19 protein-coding genes are annotated in these 18,037 nt (G+C 41.6%); 4 read left to right on the forward strand and 15 right to left on the reverse strand.

Going from position 1 to position 18,037, the window contains the following annotated elements:
- Window positions 1–16 precede the first annotated feature (16 nt).
- Window positions 17–1,426 (reverse strand): FAD-binding oxidoreductase, encoded by a 1,410-nt coding sequence (locus E0H77_RS08980; protein ID WP_131377173.1) that lies wholly within the window; start codon window positions 1,424–1,426, stop codon window positions 17–19.
- A gap of 89 nt (window positions 1,427–1,515) precedes the next feature.
- Here E0H77_RS08980 and serA point away from each other — a divergent pair, with 89 nt between their 5' ends.
- Both serA and E0H77_RS08990 read left to right on the forward strand, forming a co-directional pair.
- On the forward strand, window positions 1,516–2,748 hold the full coding sequence (gene serA / locus E0H77_RS08985) for a phosphoglycerate dehydrogenase (protein ID WP_131377176.1): 1,233 nt from the start codon (window positions 1,516–1,518) through the stop codon (window positions 2,746–2,748).
- Between the two features lie 83 nt (window positions 2,749–2,831).
- Entirely contained in the window at window positions 2,832–3,740 is a 909-nt protein-coding gene (locus tag E0H77_RS08990) for an EamA family transporter (RefSeq protein WP_131377179.1), read from the forward strand.
- 97 nt (window positions 3,741–3,837) lie between these two features.
- Here E0H77_RS08990 and E0H77_RS08995 read toward each other — a convergent pair whose 3' ends face one another.
- From E0H77_RS08995 to ispH, 14 genes are all read right to left on the reverse strand, one after another.
- Window positions 3,838–4,608, reverse strand: a complete 771-nt coding sequence (locus E0H77_RS08995; RefSeq protein ID WP_131377182.1) for a sulfite exporter TauE/SafE family protein — start codon at window positions 4,606–4,608, stop codon at window positions 3,838–3,840.
- A gap of 10 nt (window positions 4,609–4,618) precedes the next feature.
- On the reverse strand, window positions 4,619–5,530 hold the full coding sequence (gene truB, locus E0H77_RS09000) for a tRNA pseudouridine(55) synthase TruB (RefSeq protein ID WP_131377185.1): 912 nt from the start codon (window positions 5,528–5,530) through the stop codon (window positions 4,619–4,621).
- 167 nt (window positions 5,531–5,697) lie between these two features.
- On the reverse strand, window positions 5,698–6,066 hold the full coding sequence (gene rplS / locus E0H77_RS09005; RefSeq protein ID WP_004899156.1) for a 50S ribosomal protein L19: 369 nt from the start codon (window positions 6,064–6,066) through the stop codon (window positions 5,698–5,700).
- Between the two features lie 256 nt (window positions 6,067–6,322).
- On the reverse strand, window positions 6,323–7,075 hold the full coding sequence (trmD, locus tag E0H77_RS09010) for a tRNA (guanosine(37)-N1)-methyltransferase TrmD (RefSeq protein WP_131377188.1): 753 nt from the start codon (window positions 7,073–7,075) through the stop codon (window positions 6,323–6,325).
- A 46-nt stretch (window positions 7,076–7,121) separates the two neighbouring features.
- A complete protein-coding gene (gene rimM / locus E0H77_RS09015) occupies window positions 7,122–7,670 on the reverse strand; it encodes a ribosome maturation factor RimM (protein ID WP_131377191.1) in 549 nt (182 codons plus the stop codon).
- Window positions 7,671–7,686: 16 nt separating this feature from the next.
- Complete coding sequence (gene rpsP / locus E0H77_RS09020; RefSeq protein WP_004899148.1) at window positions 7,687–7,944, reverse strand: 30S ribosomal protein S16; 258 nt, start codon at window positions 7,942–7,944, stop codon at window positions 7,687–7,689.
- 148 nt (window positions 7,945–8,092) lie between these two features.
- On the reverse strand, window positions 8,093–8,530 hold the full coding sequence (locus E0H77_RS09025) for a type IV pilin protein (protein WP_131377194.1): 438 nt from the start codon (window positions 8,528–8,530) through the stop codon (window positions 8,093–8,095).
- The gene (locus E0H77_RS09030; protein ID WP_131377197.1) at window positions 8,530–8,994 is read right to left on the reverse strand and encodes a type IV pilin protein; all 465 of its coding nucleotides are present in this window, start codon (window positions 8,992–8,994) and stop codon (window positions 8,530–8,532) included. Before E0H77_RS09030 ends, E0H77_RS09025 begins: the two co-directional genes overlap by 1 nt.
- A gap of 10 nt (window positions 8,995–9,004) precedes the next feature.
- Complete coding sequence (locus E0H77_RS09035; RefSeq protein ID WP_131377200.1) at window positions 9,005–12,889, reverse strand: pilus assembly protein PilY; 3,885 nt, start codon at window positions 12,887–12,889, stop codon at window positions 9,005–9,007.
- 10 nt (window positions 12,890–12,899) lie between these two features.
- Window positions 12,900–13,691, reverse strand: coding sequence for a pilus assembly PilX family protein (locus tag E0H77_RS09040; RefSeq protein ID WP_131377204.1), 792 nt, complete (start codon window positions 13,689–13,691; stop codon window positions 12,900–12,902).
- A 2-nt stretch (window positions 13,692–13,693) separates the two neighbouring features.
- The gene (locus tag E0H77_RS09045) at window positions 13,694–14,596 is read right to left on the reverse strand and encodes a prepilin-type N-terminal cleavage/methylation domain-containing protein (protein ID WP_131377207.1); all 903 of its coding nucleotides are present in this window, start codon (window positions 14,594–14,596) and stop codon (window positions 13,694–13,696) included.
- A gap of 1 nt (window position 14,597) precedes the next feature.
- Complete coding sequence (gene pilV, locus E0H77_RS09050; RefSeq protein ID WP_131377210.1) at window positions 14,598–15,128, reverse strand: type IV pilus modification protein PilV; 531 nt, start codon at window positions 15,126–15,128, stop codon at window positions 14,598–14,600.
- Window positions 15,118–15,576, reverse strand: coding sequence for a pilus assembly FimT family protein (locus E0H77_RS09055; RefSeq protein ID WP_131377213.1), 459 nt, complete (start codon window positions 15,574–15,576; stop codon window positions 15,118–15,120). The genes pilV and E0H77_RS09055 overlap by 11 nt, the downstream gene beginning before the upstream one ends.
- 223 nt (window positions 15,577–15,799) lie before the next feature.
- The gene (gene ispH, locus E0H77_RS09060) at window positions 15,800–16,750 is read right to left on the reverse strand and encodes a 4-hydroxy-3-methylbut-2-enyl diphosphate reductase (RefSeq protein WP_131377216.1); all 951 of its coding nucleotides are present in this window, start codon (window positions 16,748–16,750) and stop codon (window positions 15,800–15,802) included.
- A gap of 120 nt (window positions 16,751–16,870) precedes the next feature.
- Between ispH and gmk the strand changes: the two genes are divergently transcribed.
- Both gmk and rpoZ read left to right on the forward strand, forming a co-directional pair.
- Window positions 16,871–17,491 carry a guanylate kinase gene (gene gmk / locus E0H77_RS09065; RefSeq protein WP_131312819.1) on the forward strand — a complete coding sequence of 207 codons (621 nt, stop codon included), beginning with the start codon at window positions 16,871–16,873 and terminating at the stop codon, window positions 17,489–17,491.
- 75 nt (window positions 17,492–17,566) lie between these two features.
- Entirely contained in the window at window positions 17,567–17,845 is a 279-nt protein-coding gene (rpoZ, locus tag E0H77_RS09070; protein ID WP_131377219.1) for a DNA-directed RNA polymerase subunit omega, read from the forward strand.
- The last annotated feature ends 192 nt before the right edge of the window (window positions 17,846–18,037 follow it).

Genomic DNA, 18,037 nt, shown 5'->3' on the forward strand with positions numbered 1-18,037 from the left:
TCTATCCAATCAAGTTTTAAAGATCAAATAGTTTCCCTGGGTTCATTAAACCATTCGGGTCAAATACTTTCTTCAAGGCTTTCATATATTCGATTTCTTCAGCAGAACGGCTGTATTCCAAATAAGGCTTTTTGGTCATACCCACACCATGTTCAGCCGAAATTGAACCGTTATATTTTTTCACGGTATCGAACACATACTTGTTCACCACCTGACATTTTGCAAAGAATTCATCTTTGGTCAAATCAGCAGGTTTTAAGATGTTCAAGTGCAAGTTACCGTCACCAATATGACCAAACCAGCAGATTTCAAAGTCTGGGTAGTTTTCAGTCACAATCGCATCAATTTCTCTAATAAATGCAGGCACATGCGTAATCAACACTGAAATGTCGTTTTTGTACGGAATAAACGGCGCAATCGACTCCGAAATATCTTCACGTAAACGCCATAAGTTTTGTACTTGTTCAAGGCTTTGGCTCATGACACCGTCAAGCACCCAGCCTTGTTCCATACAGTGCTCAAAGATTTCCATGGCTTTTTCCATGATTGGCTCGTATGGCGCTTCAAACTCAAGCAACACATAAAATGGGCATGGTGTTTCAAATGGACGTTGTACATGACCATGATCTAACACTTTTTGCATGGCCAGTTCGCCAAAGAACTCAAATGCAGTGAGGTCAATCTTGCTTTGGAATGCATGTAACAATGGCATGATTGCATCAAAATCTGGTACGCCCAGCACCATCACTTGCAAGTCTTGCGGTTGGCGCTCAAGCTTGATTTCAGCTTCAGTCACCAAGCCTAATGTGCCTTCGCTGCCAATAAACAAGTGTTGCAATGCATAACCTGTTGCATTTTTAATCATGCCTTTGTTCAGGTGCAATACATCGCCTTTTCCTGTCACAACAGTAAGACCCAACACCCAGTTACGGGTCATGCCGTATTTAATCACTTTAATACCGCCAGCATTGGTACCAATGTTACCACCAATCTGACTTGAGCCTGACGATGCAAAATCGACTGGGTAATACATGCCTTGTTCTTCTGCATAGTTTTGCAGTTGCTCTGTCACTACGCCTGCCTGAACACGTACCATACGATCTGCTGGGAAGAATTCCAGAATCTGGTTCATCTTGTCCATGCTCACCACGATTTCACCATTGGCTGCAACAGCACCCGCAGACAAGCCCGTACGACCGCCCGATGGTGTCACGGCAACATTGAATTGGTTGGCAAGCTGAACAATCGCTTGGACTTGTTCAGTACTCGATGGGAATACAATCACCGAAGGGTTTGGGGCAAAGTGCTTAGTATGGTCTTTCCCCCAATTTTCTAAGCTATCGGCATCAGTTTTGATGCGATTTTCACCTACAATTGCCGTCAGTTGATTCAGTAAGTCAGGTGATAAAGTGACAGAAGCATTCATCGTGTACACGCCTAGCAAGAAATAAACAAGTTGTTGCTCACTATGTTATCATATTGCGACCAAATTTGGCCTTATGTAGCGGAGCGGTAATGAGCCAACATCTATCACTACCTAAAGATAAAATTCGTTTCTTATTGTTAGAAGGTGTGCATCAAAATGCCATCGACACTTTAAATGCTGCGGGTTATACCAACATCGACTATCGTAAAACTGCGCTTGAAGGCGAAGCTTTGAAAGAAGCTGTTCAAGATGCACACTTTATTGGTATTCGTTCTCGTACACAATTAACCGAAGAAGTATTTGCTGCGGCAAATAAACTAATCGCGGTGGGTTGCTTCTGTATCGGAACAAACCAAGTTGATCTTAAAGCAGCAATGCTTCGTGGTATTCCAGTATTTAACGCACCATATTCAAATACCCGTTCAGTTGCTGAGCTGGTACTTGCAGAAACCATCCTGTTACTTCGTGGCGTGCCAGAAAAATCTGCAAGCTGTCACCGTGGTGGCTGGAACAAATCTGCAGCAGGTTCTTTTGAAACTCGCGGAAAAACTTTAGGTATTGTTGGTTACGGTTCAATTGGTTCGCAACTTTCTGTACTTGCAGAAAGCTTGGGTATGCACGTGATTTATTATGATGCAGTGACTAAATTACCAATGGGTAATGCACGCCAAGTCGGTTCTTTAGATGAATTACTTGAAACTGCTGACGTTGTAACATTACATGTACCAGACGTTCCATCAACACGTAACTTCTTCGGTAAAGCACAATTCAGCAAAATGAAAGAAGGCGCAATCTTCTTAAATGCTGCACGTGGTACATGTGTGATCATTGAAGATTTGGCAGATGCGATCAAATCAGGTCACATTGCAGGTGCTGCGGTTGACGTATTCCCGAAAGAACCTAAAGCCAATGGTGAAGAATTCGTTTCTCCACTTCGTGGTTTAGACAACGTGATCTTAACACCTCACGTTGGTGGTTCAACCATGGAAGCACAAGCCAACATCGGTTTAGAAGTCGCTGAAAAATTTGTGGCTTACTCTGACAAAGGTATGACGCTTTCTGCGGTGAACTTCCCAGAAATCGCATTACCATTGATGGAAGGTAAACACCGTTTACTACACATCCACAAAAACATTCCAGGTGTATTGTCAAAAATCAACAACTTGTTTGCTGAACAAGACATTAACATCTCTGGCCAGACTTTAATGACCAAAGGTGATGTTGGTTACTTGGTGATGGATGTTGACGCATCTGCATCTCACGAAGCACTAGAAATGTTAAACCACGTTGAAGGCACAATCCGCGTTCGCGTATTGTTCTAAGCCTCAACAGACTTTAAAAGCCACAACCTTGTGTTGTGGCTTTTTTATCGTTATATTTTTACCATTTGATCAATAATTACAACATGGACTTTTTCAGAAATAATCATACTGTCCAGTCAATTGCTTTGTTTATAATTGCCATTGTCAGTGTGCAAGCCAGTGCTTCTCTCGCTAAAATTTTATTTGCCTCATTTCCCGTACTCAGCATTTCCGCGTTAAGGTTATTTTTAGGTTTCGCCCTTCTCGCTGTATTTTTTCAAATTTGGCGCGTAGCGTGGCGACAAATTCGCTGGACATCCATTCTCGGTTATGGCTTGGCACTTGCAGGCATGAATGCCTTATTTTACTTATCTTTAAGTCGCCTGCCGTTGGGTATAGCAGTATCCTTTGAGTTTATTGGGCCTTTGAGTGTCGCATTACTGCATGCCAAACATCGTTATGACTTGATTTGGGTCAGCTTGGCGATTGTAGGCTTGTTATTGCTATTTCCATGGAATCAAACGCAGCAAGCACTCGACCCTGTTGGGATTTTCTTGGCGATTGGTGCAGGTGCATGTTGGGCAGTTTATATTTTAACAGGCAACCGCCCTTCAGGGATTTCAGGCAATCATACCGTGTGTTTGGGCATGTTGATTGGCTCTTGTGTGTTACTCCCGATTGCGCTATGGACTGGTACGCCGATTAAAGTATTAGAGTTGCCTTATCTACTGTATTTTGTTGGCTTGGCTTTCCTCGCCAGCGCTTTGCCTTTTTCCTTAGAAATGGTGGCATTGCGCCATTTAAGTCCATTGCTATTTGGTACGCTGACCAGTTTGGAACCCGCTTTTGCAGCACTCTCAGGTGTGCTGTTTTTATCAGAGCATTTACTTTGGACACAATGGTTCGCGCTTGCCACCATTATGCTTGCCTCAATTGGCTGTACATTTACCGCCCAGCTCGACAAACCTAAACCAGAGCAACAACTCAATTCTCTCAAGCAAAATCAAGCATAAAAAAAGTGGCAATCTCTGCCACTTTTTCAAAACCTGCAATATATTTGGATTCAGACCAGCATTTAAACAATGATCTAAAGAAAAATATGCTATGAAGTTAGCTCGCTGTAAAAGTCTGATAACCAATTCGACAAATCAAAATTGTCACCAGCACTAAGAAAATCTTACGCACAAAGCCACTACCATACTTCATCGCAGCTCGCACACCAACCACAGAACCCAGAACATTGGCAGCAGCCATCATTAAACCGATGTGTAAAATTGCATGCCCAGTTGGAATCAAAAAGCTTAATGCTGCAAGGTTAGTCATAAAGTTGCCAATTTTCGACAAGGCTGAGGCATGTAGAAAATCCACACCCAAAAAACGGATAAAGAAGAAAATAAAAAAGCTTCCCGTTCCTGGGCCAAAAACCCCATCATAAAAACCAATTGCCAAACTGCCAATAGCGGCCAACACCAGCAATTTTGGGGTAATGTGCAAATCGACTGCGACTTGCCCAAAACTTTTTTTCATAAACGTATAAATAGCAATGATGATCAGCATCACCAACACAAAAGGGCGCAAAACGGATTGGGGAATTAGAGACAAACATGCTGCACCAGCAAAAGAGCTGATCAAGGCACAAATCGCAATCACTAGCAGTAATTTCCACTGTAACTTGACCTTACGTGCAAACGTATAGGCTGCCGATGCTGTACCAAAAATAGAAGAAACCTTATTGGTTCCGATTACCGTAGCCGTTGGCATCGAGGGGAAAGTACTCATCAGCCCTGGAATCTGAATTAGTCCGCCACCACCCACAGCAGCATCAATGGCTCCTGCGGTAAATGCAAACCCAAGCAGACTTAAGATCGTTATTGTATCCATGCAGTAATCATCACTTTTCTAAATGGAGGACTCGCTTAGGAACTAAGCGCTTTTTATCGGTAATTTGTGCCAAACCTAAACAGCGTTCGCCATCAAATACCAGAACTTGCTCTGCGGCAGCATGATCAATATTGCTTTCCAAACCATTACAGAAATACTTGCTGCGCCCTTCAGGAATCTGAACCTGTGGCAAATGCTCAACAGGTGCATATGCAGGCAATAACAGTGCCTCACGCTCAGCTTCAGTTAAGCTTTCCAAATATGGCAAGGTATAGCTTGGAATTAAGTCAAAATGACCCGTTGCCGTCCGATGCAATGCACTTAAATGCCCCCCACAGCCCAGTGCTTCACCAATATCTTCCCCCAATACACGAATATATGTGCCTTTAGAACAAGTCACATCCAAAGTTAAACTATCTTCTGTAAATTCAATTAATTGTAATTTATAAATCGTAATTGGGCGTGGCTCGCGTTCAATTACAATCCCCTGGCGTGCCAACTCATACAGAGGCTTGCCATGTTTTTTTAATGCCGAATACATCGGTGGAACTTGCTGAATATCACCACGAAACTGCTCAAGGATCTGTTCAATGTTTTCTGGAGTCAGTTCAGGTACAGAACATTGTTGTAAAATCTCACCTTCCACATCGCCTGTGGTAGTGGTTTGCCCAAGCTTCACGGTCGTTTGATAGCGTTTCACCGACTCTAGTAAATAATGTGAAAACTTGGTGGCTTCGCCCAAGCAAATTGGCAATAAGCCCGTTGCTAAGGGATCAAGTGCACCTGTATGCCCTGCTTTTTCTGCCCGATATAGCCAGCGCACTTTTTGTAATGCGGCATTAGAACTGATATCCAGTGGTTTATTCAGTAGAAAAACACCGCTAATTGGACGACGCTGGATTTTAGGCTTAGCAACAGACATACATGAGGTAACTAAAAAAAATGACACGCCATCTTAACAAAAGCCTATCCAATCTTCAGCAGGATTGTGTACTTATTCTCAACAGTCGAATTTTTATCTCTTAGGATTATCACAGGCATAAAAAATGCGCCAGATTCGGCGCATTTTCTTGACTCAAATAAAGCGAATTAAGCTTTACGAGCTGGCAATTTTTCACGAATACGTGCAGCTTTACCAGACAAGTCACGAAGATAGTAAAGTTTAGCACGACGAACGTCACCACGACGTTTCACTTCGATTTTAGCAACAATTGGAGAGTGAGTTTGGAAAACACGCTCAACACCAACACCGCTAGAAATTTTACGTACTGTGAACGCAGAGTTCAAGCCACGGTTTTTCTTAGCAATGACAACACCTTCAAAAGCCTGAAGACGTTCACGATCACCTTCTTTTACTTTTACTTGGACAATAACAGTGTCACCTGGTGCAAAAGCAGGGATGTCAGATTTTAACTGTGCATTTTCAACAGCTTGAACTAAAGGATGCTTACCGCTCATAGGGTATCTCCAATGATGTGTGGATCAGAAGAGGTCTGATATCCACTGGGTATAGAGGCTAAATCGCATAGACCCGATTATCTTTCTCTTTATGTTTGACCACTTCAATGCATAAAGAGCCTATTAAAGAAGACTTAAACAGAAAGTTTAAATCCCAATTCGAAGCATAGTTTCTTCTTATGCAAGGGCAGCAATGAATTACTGCTATTTCCCCACACAGAAGTACAACATCTGCCTTGCGCTCGGACAGTGATGATTAATCACTGCTATTTCCTCGCTCATCTTTTAGCCATTTTTTTTGCTGCTTGGTCAACTCCACTTGCTCGACCAACTCGGGACGACGTTCAAGCGTACGTTGATAGCGCTGCAAAAACCGCCATTTTTCAATATTGGCATGATGCCCAGATTTTAAGACCTCTGGCACGTCCAATCCTTCAAAATGATCTGGCTTGGTATATTGTGGGCAGTCTAATAGGCCGTCCACAAAAGAATCTTGTATCGCAGATTGCTCATCTGACATCGTATTCGGCAAACGACGAATGATGCTATCGAGCAAAACCATCGCAGGGAGCTCACCACCTGATAAAACGTAATCTCCAATCGACCATTCTTGATCGACATATTTTTGGAGTAAACGCTCATCAACCCCTTCATAACGTCCACACAGTACAATCAATCCATCATATTCAACAAATTGCTGTACTGCCTGTTCATTTAAGGTTTTACCTTGTGGTGACATATACACCACAGGTACATGAACTGCTCCTGCTTGCTCTGCAAGCTGCTTGGCATGAGAGATTGCTTTTGCCAACGGCTCAGCCATCATCACCATACCTGGACCACCACCAAATGGACGTTCATCCACTCGCTTGTAGTTGCCCTCAGCAAAATCGCGCGGATTAATACAATTGACTTGTACAATGTCGCGCTTTGCTGCACGTCCGCTAATCCCGTAGGCTGTAATCGCTTCAAACATTTCAGGAAAAAGCGTAATCACTGCAAAAAACACTACAGATTCCTCTATTTCCTGCTGCGTTCGTCCTTCGTAAAAAGGATTAGTAATCTACGCCCCAATTCACGTAAATCCGACCAGCTTCAAGATCAACTCGCTGCACCACATCCTTATGCCATGGAATCATTCGCTCTTCGGCATCTACACTGTCAGCTGTGGCATGAACCACCATGACATCGTTAGCACCTGTTTCAAACAGCTCGTGAATTTGACCGAGATTGACTTCCTGCTCATTATCGTCTAGACCTAACACAGTTAAGCCTTTCAAATCTGACCAGTAATACTCATCCACACCTGCTTGAGGTAATTGCGATTTTGAAATCCAGATATTAGCACCAACCAAACTGTCTGCTACTGTGCGATCACTCACACTTTTAAGCGAAACAACCAAGCCTTTGCCATGTGGTTTCCAGCGTTTTACATCGACTGTTTGCCAACCTGCTTTGGTTTCAATGTACCAAGGCAGGTAGTCAAAGATATTGCTCATGGGTTCTGTATTGGAATAGACCCAGAGCCACCCATTCAATCCATAAGCTGAACGTATCTGTCCAATCTGAATACGATCTTCGGGTACATTCTGTGTTGGTGTCATGGGCTACCTACTACAATTATGCAGCAGCTGCAGCTTTTTTAGCTTGAGCAGCTAAAGAAGCAACACGTTCAGAAGCTTGAGCGCCTTGAGCAACCCAATGTGCAAAACGGTCTGTATCTAAACGAAGTTTTTCCGCTTGACCTTGAGCCGTTGGGTTAAAGAAACCGATACGTTCGATGAAACGACCATCACGTGCATTGCGGCTATCAGTCACAACGATTTGATAAAATGGACGTTTTTTTGCACCACCGCGCGCTAAACGAATAACTACCATGATAAAAGCCTTATAATTCTTACGGATTATCCCTGCGCCGACCATCGGCAACACTTCAAACCCCTTTCATAGAGGGCGGTATTTTACGTGATATTCCCCCCAAAGGAAAGATTAAAATTTAAGTTATCCACCGTTTTAAATTTATTTTTTAATTACTATCCCACGTAGAAGTATTACTCAAACTGCAACTAGATACTCCTTGTGACCAATACTTTTGCCCGTCTTGATTTAAACACACAACACCATTACCTTTCTGCACAGTTGTACTCACGGGTGTAGCTATTAACTTATACCCTTGATTATCATCATTAATTTCTAAAGCAACGCTATAATAAGCAGTTCCTGTACTGGGATAATTTGCAGTGCCACCAACACCTGTTAAGGTTGCACTCGCATAGCTGTTATTGATCAGTTTATAACTTTGCAAACGCCCTGCCACACGCATCAGTTCTGTCTGGACATCAACACGATTGGTCTTGACTCTATACTGTTTATAACTTGGGTAGGCTATTGCCGCCAAAATTCCAATAATCGCAACTACTATCATCAGTTCAATTAAAGTAAAACCGCGTTTTGTTATTTTCATTACCAATTCTCTGAACCGCTTGAACCACAGTCACCGTATGAATTAAAACCTGTTTTATTTTTACAGTGCAGACCTCTGCTGGTCAGTAAAAAATTATAATTTTTCGGATCCGTTGTGGTTGCTTTAATGGCCCAATTGCGACCCACTGCCGAGTTATCTGTTAAAGCAACATTGCTCGCATCAGGATCTACAATCGTAATGGTATAAGGATAGGTGGTTGTAGACGCAACAGTTGTGCTGGCGGTTGAAAAGCCTTTGTAATTAAAATTACGTGCTTTACAGCGATCAAGTAATACCGCCAAACGCTGCATTTCCTGTTGTGCTTGAGCTGCACGCGAGCGCCGCGCATATTCTTGGTAACTGGGTATCGCAATAGCCGCTAAAATAGCGACTATCACCACTGCAACCATCATTTCAATTAAGGTAAAGCCGCAACTTTTTTTATACGACGTAATCGTTTGCATACTTTAATCCTTATTTGCTGTTGGTCTCATACCAGCGAACCGGAACCAACTGGCGTGGCGTACTATAAAGATTAAACGGGCTTACTCCACCACTGGCAGCTGTTGCTGCATTTGCAATAACTACACGCCCCTCTCCATCTACTGTTCTCCCCCCAACAGATGGTCCAACCAAGCCCGAACCATTATCTTCATGCTGTACACTGCTACCATCGGAACATATGCCATAAGGCATACAGAATTTGGAAACAAAGCTCTTGCCTTGAATACTGGCACTGCAACTGCTTCCTGATGCTCCTGTCTTGCTTTCATCATAAGTGGTTACATACATGTCCGAATTAATGACAATCGGAGTACTCATGACTTTTTCACTTTGGATATTGGTTGAAGAATAATAGTAATACCAACCTCCTGCCGTTGAGGTTTCATTATCTCCACGCGGGACGAGGATCTTTGTTTTATCTGTACCAGTCAAGATGAGGTCATGCGTGTTGAGATTATTATGACTCACCGAAACGGTATAACCATTGTCATAATTAAACAGTGTTGAACTTGCAACATCTCTATCAAAGATATTGTAGACAGCATCATTGCTATAATCGGATGCTGTTGATTTAAATAATGGGCGGCTACGATTACCGCTACCAAGCGAAACTACAGCAAAGACCTTTCCATTAGTATCCTTGTAGACTGTAAATGCAGGCATTTCATAAAAGCGTGGGCTATATTGGCCATTATTTAAATTCAATAATCGTACGGGTGTTTTTGCAAAAGCACTTAATGCAGGTGCATTATTATTTAAATCTACACGCCAAACTTGACCACCTAAATCCCCAAAATACAAATGATCAACTAAACCATCAGAATTACGATCCACAGTACGAATCTGACTCACCACACTGTATTTCATATCACTGCTTTCAGTATATTGCACATTCGCTGTTGTTGTATTCGCTGCAGTCGCATTTGCCCCAGTCCACCAAAGTAGCTGCCCTGTTAAGGCATCAAACATATAAACACCTGCACCTTTTTTATTGGTTTGGTTATAGCTTGCATCTGTTGTGCTACTACCCTCATAACCTGAATAGCCTGCACGTGATCCATCGGTATCAAATGTACCATCACCATTATCACCACCAGCGTCATAGCCACCACCGACAAACATGACAAGGCGTTTAGCTCCATTCCAACGTACCCATCCTACACTTGGCTTTGACCAGCTTTGCCCCATATAGGAGAGTTCAGAATAAGTAGTTGAATTCACTGTTGTATCCTGTGAATAAATACGCTGTGTATTTGGATCAATATGAAACAACATGGATGGGCTATTGATGTTCTTCAGGTCTAACGCATAGTAACTACGTCCCCCCATACGCAAACCACCATAAGCAATTTGTTTTCCTGATGTATGATTTAAACCTGAACCAACCGTTAAAGCTCCACTACTGGTTGGGACATATTCGGCATAATTTGTCCACGGTGCATCAACACCATAAAATAATTTATTGGTTCCACCAGAAGTCGAGTCATATTTCAGAAATGCTTTTTTCTGCATTTGCAGCATTTCATTTGGAACAAAGGCAAATTTTTCCTTACCTGTAGATGCATCAACAATATGTAATAAACCTTGTGTTGTTCCAAACAAAACATAATCTGAGCGATCTGTTGAACCAATCGTTCCATCCGCTTTCGTCTCAACTTTACCTTGGTTGGTCAGTAAAATTGGAGAGGAATGCATAACCGAACCAAGTTGTCTTAATTCAGTTGCTGCTTTAAGCCCATCGAGCGTCGCTGGAACATTTGCTGGATCAATATTGAAACCAAGTAACGATAAAAGGTATGCACGATTGGTATCTGAACTCGTAATATAATCTGCCGTAACTGCATTCAGGGTCGTATCCGTCGCGGTACCAGAACTGTCACGATTGATGAGTACTTTACGATTTGGAGTATTAGTATCACTTAATCCTAGGCTTAACAGAGCTTTAACACCACCGACCAAAGCGGTTGTGTTATCTGTAATTCCTTTTGACCATAAATCATAATTATCTACAATTTTCCCAGAGCTATTAACTACCGCATTGCCCTGACTGTCTTTTAGCATGCCATTGAGCACGCTATATTTTTTCAAATTCCCTTGCCAAAGCTGCGGCGTAGAATCCACACCCGGCGTTGGCTGAAACTGTGAAAAATAAGCATAATTTTGCAACGCAGCTGTATTTAGCTGATCAACAGGAATAGTCGCAGAACCAGTCGTTACAGGGGGAATATCTTTCTTCAATTGCACAATAAAGCCATTCACACTGGCAACAACATCTGCAGAGCTTGAACCAGAATACCAGCCGCCTTCACCATAGACGCCCCACTTTGCCGCATTTTTTACATTATCAGTTGCTGAACCGCTGTTAATATTGGCAACATTTTGCTCTTTGGTTAAAGACGAGCTATAAGACTCCAAGCCATTAAAATCACTACCAAAACCAACTACAGCCGTTTTTATGGACAGTTGACTCGGGTTTTGTTTATTCAGCAGCATTTGTGAAAAATCACTAATACACTGCCAACCTGTACTCGCACTTGCACTATCCGTAAATTTTGTACCAGAACAAGTCAGTAAATTTCCATAACTCCCTAATGCTTTTTGCATTAAAGGTTGTGCAATACTGACGCTTGAACCATTTGGCTCACCATCAGTCAGCACATAAATTCCCTGCCCGCTACACTCTTGATTTGAAGCCGCTGACTGTGAACTTAGTGATGTCGGCTGAAGATAGTTTGTACTGCCTTTTGAATCAGAACTTGCATATGGAAAACCACTATAAGGATGTGGTCCAGTATAGTAATAACCCTTTAACCCAAGGGCATTAGAACTATAAGTTCCTTGAGAATATTGACTTGAATAATCATATCCAGAGTACCAAGAATTGCTCGCCGTAGGTGACCAAGAGGTACAGGTTGAACCACTCCAAGCAACACAGGCTTTATACCAACCGCTATATTGTGACTGATTCGAAACAAAAAATGCCTCTAAATTTGAGCCGAATGAAGTTGTTGTTCCCATCAAATAAGCTGCTGTATCAGCATAAGCATTCGCGGTTGGAGTCCCCCCTCCAGCACTTAAATTTGCAATAGCATTTAACAAAACCTGACGTTGTGTTGTTGTCCCTACAACAGCATTTAAAGGGCGTGCCGGAACAACGATATAACCTGTTCGACCATTACTCGCATACGAAAAAGCAGATAATCCGATGATCTTATCATCTGCCAATTTAGTTACAGTTGCACTTCCCTGTAAGACATCAAACATTCCATCTTTAACACGGGTAATGCGGTCATAAAACTTTTCTACCGCCCCTGAATTATAATAATAAGTATGCTGGGTATCGCCTTGATATGCCTCACTTCCTGTAGCAGTCAAGTTCAAGGTCGGTAAGCTATTTGTCACAGCACTCCAGACACAGCCAGGAACTGTTGATGCCTGATTGGTACATACTTGATATTGTGTTTTTGTTGTTGGGTTCCAACGTGAACCTGTTGTTACGACCTGAGTTCGATATAAATACTTTTTAGTCGATGTGCTGGCAGCATTACAATAATATCTTGTATAAGGCCGAGTCGTAGTGGCTACTTCGGAACCAGTATTACTATACGCATAAGTACTTGGAATATCACAAGCGGACTCCCCCACCTGATTGAGCGTCATACTTCCTGAAATATCCAACATAAACATCAATGTAACATTTGCAGATTTTGCAGATTGATAAATATCAATATCACTGGCTTGTAATTGTGTTGCGGCCGGAATGCACAGCAAAACCGTCATGGCTGCTGACAAGCTTGAAGCAAATACTTTTCGTAAAAAATGATAAATTTTCTCAATTTTTTGTATATTTTTCATAGTCATCACATTAACCCGCTGCGGCTGTAGCGGTTTGTTCAGTTGAAATATTAAACGTATAGTTATAATCAGTAACTTGTGTCGTAAAAGGGACATTTAAAGCAGCCAAACACTGTGAAACAGTTTGCGTTGCCGTACCAGTTGCCACAACACCTGAAGGAGCAACAGGATTACTCATACGTTTTGACAAACAAGTATTAATGCTGTCATCGCTTGCAGACGAGAGTGTTGGCATCAAAGAGACTGCATGAATAATCGCTTTTTGATTTTCAGGTAATTTTGTTGTTTGCGTATCTGTACCTAGAAGAGCATTTTCAAAAGGTTGACTACTTTCACTGTTAACAAACTGGATCGTAACTTGCGTCATTACAGCCTGACGACCACTCGTAAAATCATTGGAAGTCGAGCCTACAGAGCAATATCCTTCACTTCCAAGCGTAGTGCCTGTTGGGGCAGCATCTCCATCAAGCCATTCCATTACGCTAATCTTAGAAAAATCAAAAAAGTTTGATTGTGTTCCTCGATAACAAAACACAATTTCTTTACCAATATTTTCTGTTTTAGACGGATATCCCAATAAACTATCACTATAGCCATAACGAGAAAGCTGAGTGGAATCTTCAACTTGAAAAATTGCAGCATCTGAACTTTGCAACATTAACTGCTGTGCCTGGCCATTGGTTGCAATATTTAATGACACCAGGCTTTGACGAATAGCTAATGTTCCAATAATCGTCATAAATAACAATATGATTAATACAACAATTAAAGTTGCACCCTGCTGGGAGGTTTTATATTTCATGATTACCTATCCCCCAACGCATTACGAATTGCAACAGCCTGTGTAATCACCTGGCGTAAATTTTTAGTTTGTGCATTTTGAATCGTGCTATTTAAAGTCACTGACTGATCTAGCACGGTAAATGGCTTCGTTAAATTGATATTTGGATCCACACCTACAGACTGGTTAGAACGTGCCAAAATACCCAACTTAACCCCCACAATCCGAGCAGTTGGTGCATTGGTTGTGTATTGCGCAATCGTCATGCCTTGAAAATCACCCGAGCTATTTTGAACGGTTAGCAAGACATGAAAATAATCCACACGTTTCATAATGATCTGTCCTCTATCTCCAAAGATAGAAGGAGAACTAGAAATAACTCCTGTACTCGTGGCACGTCCTGCATCACAAGCTAACGCTAATGCTGTCGCCGCCGTTTCATTGCTGTTGATATTGTCATCCTGACGCACAAAATAACGCTCAATCACATAAACAGAGGCATCTTTCACTTGTGTTCCTTCACAATCAAATAAGCCATTATCGACTTGAGATTGCGTTGGTAAGTATTGAATGACTAGTTGATCGCTTCCAACATTTACATTAGAAGTCTGGCTCACAGTACTCGCACTAATCGGCGTAGAAGATGTAGCACCTGTGATGTTGCCTGTAGCAACCACTATTCCTGCATGACTTAGGTTCTTGGTCATGATTGCGCTGGAATTATTTAAATTTGCCATTCGAATATCTTTGACGATGTAGTTCAAAGCAAAATTGGCATTATCCTGAATATCAGCAGCGCCTTGTTGCAGTGCAAAACTTTTTTGCCCTGTAATAAAAAGCATAACTGCTGCTGCCACAATGATTAAGCCCAGAACTAATGACACCATGAGCTCAATAAGTGTTAAACCCTGTTGTGAATATCGCATCTTAATATGCCTCCATCACAATACAGGTCGATTGCTCATTGTAAGAAAACCCTGAACTTGTACTATTGGTACATGCAATATGCCCTGTTGTTGTCGTAGTTTTATCTACAGGGTCAGTTTTATTCCATGCGACATAAATGCACTGGCGACCATTTGCTGTACCAGGACAAGTCATCATATTTAAAGTCATACCTGTATTAGTCGCTTGTACATAGGCTTCATGTACATCAAATGCCGCTTTTGCGGTTGGCGTACAAAAACCACTATAACAATTGCTACCTGAAGCAGCCTGATTGGTCATACTTGCCAAATTAGTTTTGTATGCAGCGATTGCTGTTGTGGAATTATTCATGCGCATTTTTTCAGCCAAATCACGTGCAATATTCATAGCCTGAATACGATTAAATCCTTCGGACGTTGCTTCAACAGCACGCAACTGCAAGCCCACAAAACCCAACACTCCAATTGCCAAAAGTAGTAACGCAACTAGAATTTCAAGCAACCCTACACCCTGCTGATATTTAATTGGCATTACAGTTCCCCGTCACAAGATCGCGTTGTTGGACTATCCCTATATGAGAAAGAATTATTCTTTTTGAATATTGCGCCTGTGCCTGCGTTTGATCACACAAAACCAAGGTTAAATCTGTAGTCGTGATTGGATCTTGAACCATACCATCGGAACGAAATACGATTGATGTCGTCGTTGAAACAAGGGCTGCCTTTCCTGATGCAGCCCAATTTAAAGTACTGTCTGTATCTGCTGAGGATGAATTTAAAGTTACAGTCACAGTACGGCGCTCTAAAGCCGCTTTAGAGCGCGCTTTTTCCAAGACAATGACTAAATCTCGTGTACTTTTATTTAAATTCTGTTTAAGAAGAATATTAGCAAAAGCTGGCACAGCCATTACAGAAATAATAGCAATAATAATAACTACTACGATTAATTCAAATAATGTAAATCCCCGAATAGATTGCATGTTCCCCTCATATTTTTAAATAATTCATATTTTTAATAAGATTTACTTCACAATCAGCACAAATTAAGTACTACCATTTATTAATAAAATTCATAATTTATGAAATAAGATATATTTAAAATGTATCTATTATGTGATACATGTCACATAATATATCAATTTATATCAAAAAATAAAACAAAAAAAACGGACCAGTCACGATCCGTTTTAAAAACTACAATACTCAAGCTTGCACAATATGTATACGCAACTCTTTAGGCAGGCTAAATGTTACATTTTCTTCACGCCCATCGAGCTCTTCAGGAGATTTCGCCCCCCAGTCCTGTAACCGCTGAATCACTTGCTTAATTAAAATTTCTGGAGCTGATGCGCCCGCAGTTACACCAACCTTAGTTGCTGGTTGAAACCAGTCTTGTTGTAACTGCTCAGCATTGTCGACCAAATACGCAGTTTTCCCCATACGCTCCGCAAGCTCACGCAAACGATTAGAATTGGATGAATTAGGTGAACCCACCACCAAGACCACATCACACTTTTCAGCTAAATCACGCACTGCATCCTGACGGTTTTGGGTCGCATAGCAAATATCATCTTTACGAGGGCCCTGAATATGCGGATATTTTTGGCGCAAGGCATCAATCACTTTCGCAGTATCATCAATCGACAGTGTGGTTTGAGTAACAAAAGCGACTCTTTCAGGGTGTTTCACTTGTAATTCAGCAACATCCTGCTCGTTTTCAACCAAGTAAATTTCACCACCGTTATTTTTATCGTATTGGCCCATCGTTCCCTCAACCTCAGGGTGACCATGATGTCCAATCAGAATCGCTTCTACGCCTTCCCGGGCATATTTGGTCACCTCAATATGTACTTTGGTAACCAGCGGACAAGTTGCATCAAATACTTTTAAGCCACGGCGCGCTGCTTCCTGCTGGACTGCTTTGGATACCCCATGCGCACTAAAAATCACAATATTATCGTCTGGAACTTCGTCAAGTTCATCGACAAAGATCGCACCACGCTGACGCAGATCATCTACGACAAATTTATTGTGTACGACTTCATGGCGTACATAAATCGGTGGCTGAAAACATTCAAGTGCCCGATTGACAATCGCAATGGCACGGTCAACACCTGCACAAAAGCCTCGTGGGTTCGCCAATACAATTTCCATAACTTCCTCAATCTGACAGGCAATGACTGTATTTTTTGAATTTATCGACCAAACTATTCAGTTTAGCCGCGCTCTACTCTAATATAGAGAAGATATTTTATCATATCAGGAAAAAATATCATGTCGGGTCTATTGTTTGTCGTTTCTGCAGCGTCAGGAACTGGCAAAACATCTCTGGTCAAAGCCCTGCTTGAACGTGTAACCAATCTACATGTTTCTGTTTCTCATACTACTCGTGGGCAGCGTCCCGGTGAACTCGATGGCGTACATTATCACTTCACCAGTAAAGATCACTTTTTAGCGCAAGTTAAAGAAGGTGGTTTTATCGAATATGCGGAAGTATTTGGTAATTACTATGGAACGTCACAAGCAACCGTCAAGCAGCAACTTGAAAAAGGGCATGACGTTCTACTCGAAATTGACTGGCAAGGTGCAGAGCAAGTTCGCAAATTATTCCCTGAATCTAAACAGATTTTTATTTTACCGCCAAGTCAGTTTGATTTGCGCCAGCGCCTGTCAAACCGTGGTACAGATGCGGTAGAAGTCATTGAACATCGTTTAAGTTGCGCAATTACCGACATGCAGCAATACGTCAATTTTGATTATGTGATTATTAATGATGACTTTAATAAAGCACTGCATGATTTAGAATCCGTGATTAATGCCAATCGGTTGTCTATGCCACAGCAAGCTCGGCGTCATCAGCAATTGATTGAAAAATTGTTGCACCCAGAGAATTGATTAAAACTTGAGTCTATGTGCAAAGCACCTTATACTGCACAGTCTAGTTAAATTTAACTCAGTAAGAGATTTGTTATGGCACGCGTAACTGTTGAAGATTGTTTAGACCATGTAGACAACCGTTTTGAATTGGTCCTTGTGGCAAGTAAACGTGCGCGCCAATTATCACGCCAAGGCATTGAACCAACTGTAGAGTGGGACAATGACAAGCCAACAGTTGTGGCTCTACGTGAAATTGCAGCAGGTCATGTCAGTAAAGAGATTTTGAAACAACGCGAGCAAGACTACCAAGTATCAAGCCTTGATCTTGCTCTTTCTGCAAATAACTTAAACCTAGAAGGCTTTACTTTCTAAGTTCAAGTTTTCTGCAATAAAGCCTAGTTGGTTCAACTAGGCTTTTTTGTTTGCACAGTTATGATGCAATATTGAGTGAAATAATCAACTTTATTGAAATATTTTTGGTTTTTTCAGTTAGAAAAATTGACAAGACTCACAGAATGTTTTTCATTAAAGGGCTAACGTTCCCATTTGTGATTTAGCATTGAA

Source organism: Acinetobacter brisouioides, from assembly GCF_004331075.1.
Lineage (GTDB): Bacteria > Pseudomonadota > Gammaproteobacteria > Pseudomonadales > Moraxellaceae > Acinetobacter.

Coding starts and splice junctions, on each gene's coding strand:
- E0H77_RS08980 (WP_131377173.1), bottom strand. CDS start 1,426: ATGAATGCTTCTGTCACTTTATCACCTGACTTACTGAATCAACTGACG.
- serA (WP_131377176.1), top strand. CDS start 1,516: ATGAGCCAACATCTATCACTACCTAAAGATAAAATTCGTTTCTTATTG.
- E0H77_RS08990 (WP_131377179.1), top strand. CDS start 2,832: ATGGACTTTTTCAGAAATAATCATACTGTCCAGTCAATTGCTTTGTTT.
- E0H77_RS08995 (WP_131377182.1), bottom strand. CDS start 4,608: ATGGATACAATAACGATCTTAAGTCTGCTTGGGTTTGCATTTACCGCA.
- truB (WP_131377185.1), bottom strand. CDS start 5,530: ATGTCTGTTGCTAAGCCTAAAATCCAGCGTCGTCCAATTAGCGGTGTT.
- rplS (WP_004899156.1), bottom strand. CDS start 6,066: ATGAGCGGTAAGCATCCTTTAGTTCAAGCTGTTGAAAATGCACAGTTA.
- rimM (WP_131377191.1), bottom strand. CDS start 7,670: ATGACACCAACACAGAATGTACCCGAAGATCGTATTCAGATTGGACAG.
- rpsP (WP_004899148.1), bottom strand. CDS start 7,944: ATGGTAGTTATTCGTTTAGCGCGCGGTGGTGCAAAAAAACGTCCATTT.
- E0H77_RS09025 (WP_131377194.1), bottom strand. CDS start 8,530: ATGAAAATAACAAAACGCGGTTTTACTTTAATTGAACTGATGATAGTA.
- E0H77_RS09030 (WP_131377197.1), bottom strand. CDS start 8,994: ATGCAAACGATTACGTCGTATAAAAAAAGTTGCGGCTTTACCTTAATT.
- E0H77_RS09035 (WP_131377200.1), bottom strand. CDS start 12,889: ATGAAAAATATACAAAAAATTGAGAAAATTTATCATTTTTTACGAAAA.
- E0H77_RS09040 (WP_131377204.1), bottom strand. CDS start 13,691: ATGAAATATAAAACCTCCCAGCAGGGTGCAACTTTAATTGTTGTATTA.
- E0H77_RS09045 (WP_131377207.1), bottom strand. CDS start 14,596: ATGCGATATTCACAACAGGGTTTAACACTTATTGAGCTCATGGTGTCA.
- pilV (WP_131377210.1), bottom strand. CDS start 15,128: ATGCCAATTAAATATCAGCAGGGTGTAGGGTTGCTTGAAATTCTAGTT.
- E0H77_RS09055 (WP_131377213.1), bottom strand. CDS start 15,576: ATGCAATCTATTCGGGGATTTACATTATTTGAATTAATCGTAGTAGTT.
- ispH (WP_131377216.1), bottom strand. CDS start 16,750: ATGGAAATTGTATTGGCGAACCCACGAGGCTTTTGTGCAGGTGTTGAC.
- gmk (WP_131312819.1), top strand. CDS start 16,871: ATGTCGGGTCTATTGTTTGTCGTTTCTGCAGCGTCAGGAACTGGCAAA.
- rpoZ (WP_131377219.1), top strand. CDS start 17,567: ATGGCACGCGTAACTGTTGAAGATTGTTTAGACCATGTAGACAACCGT.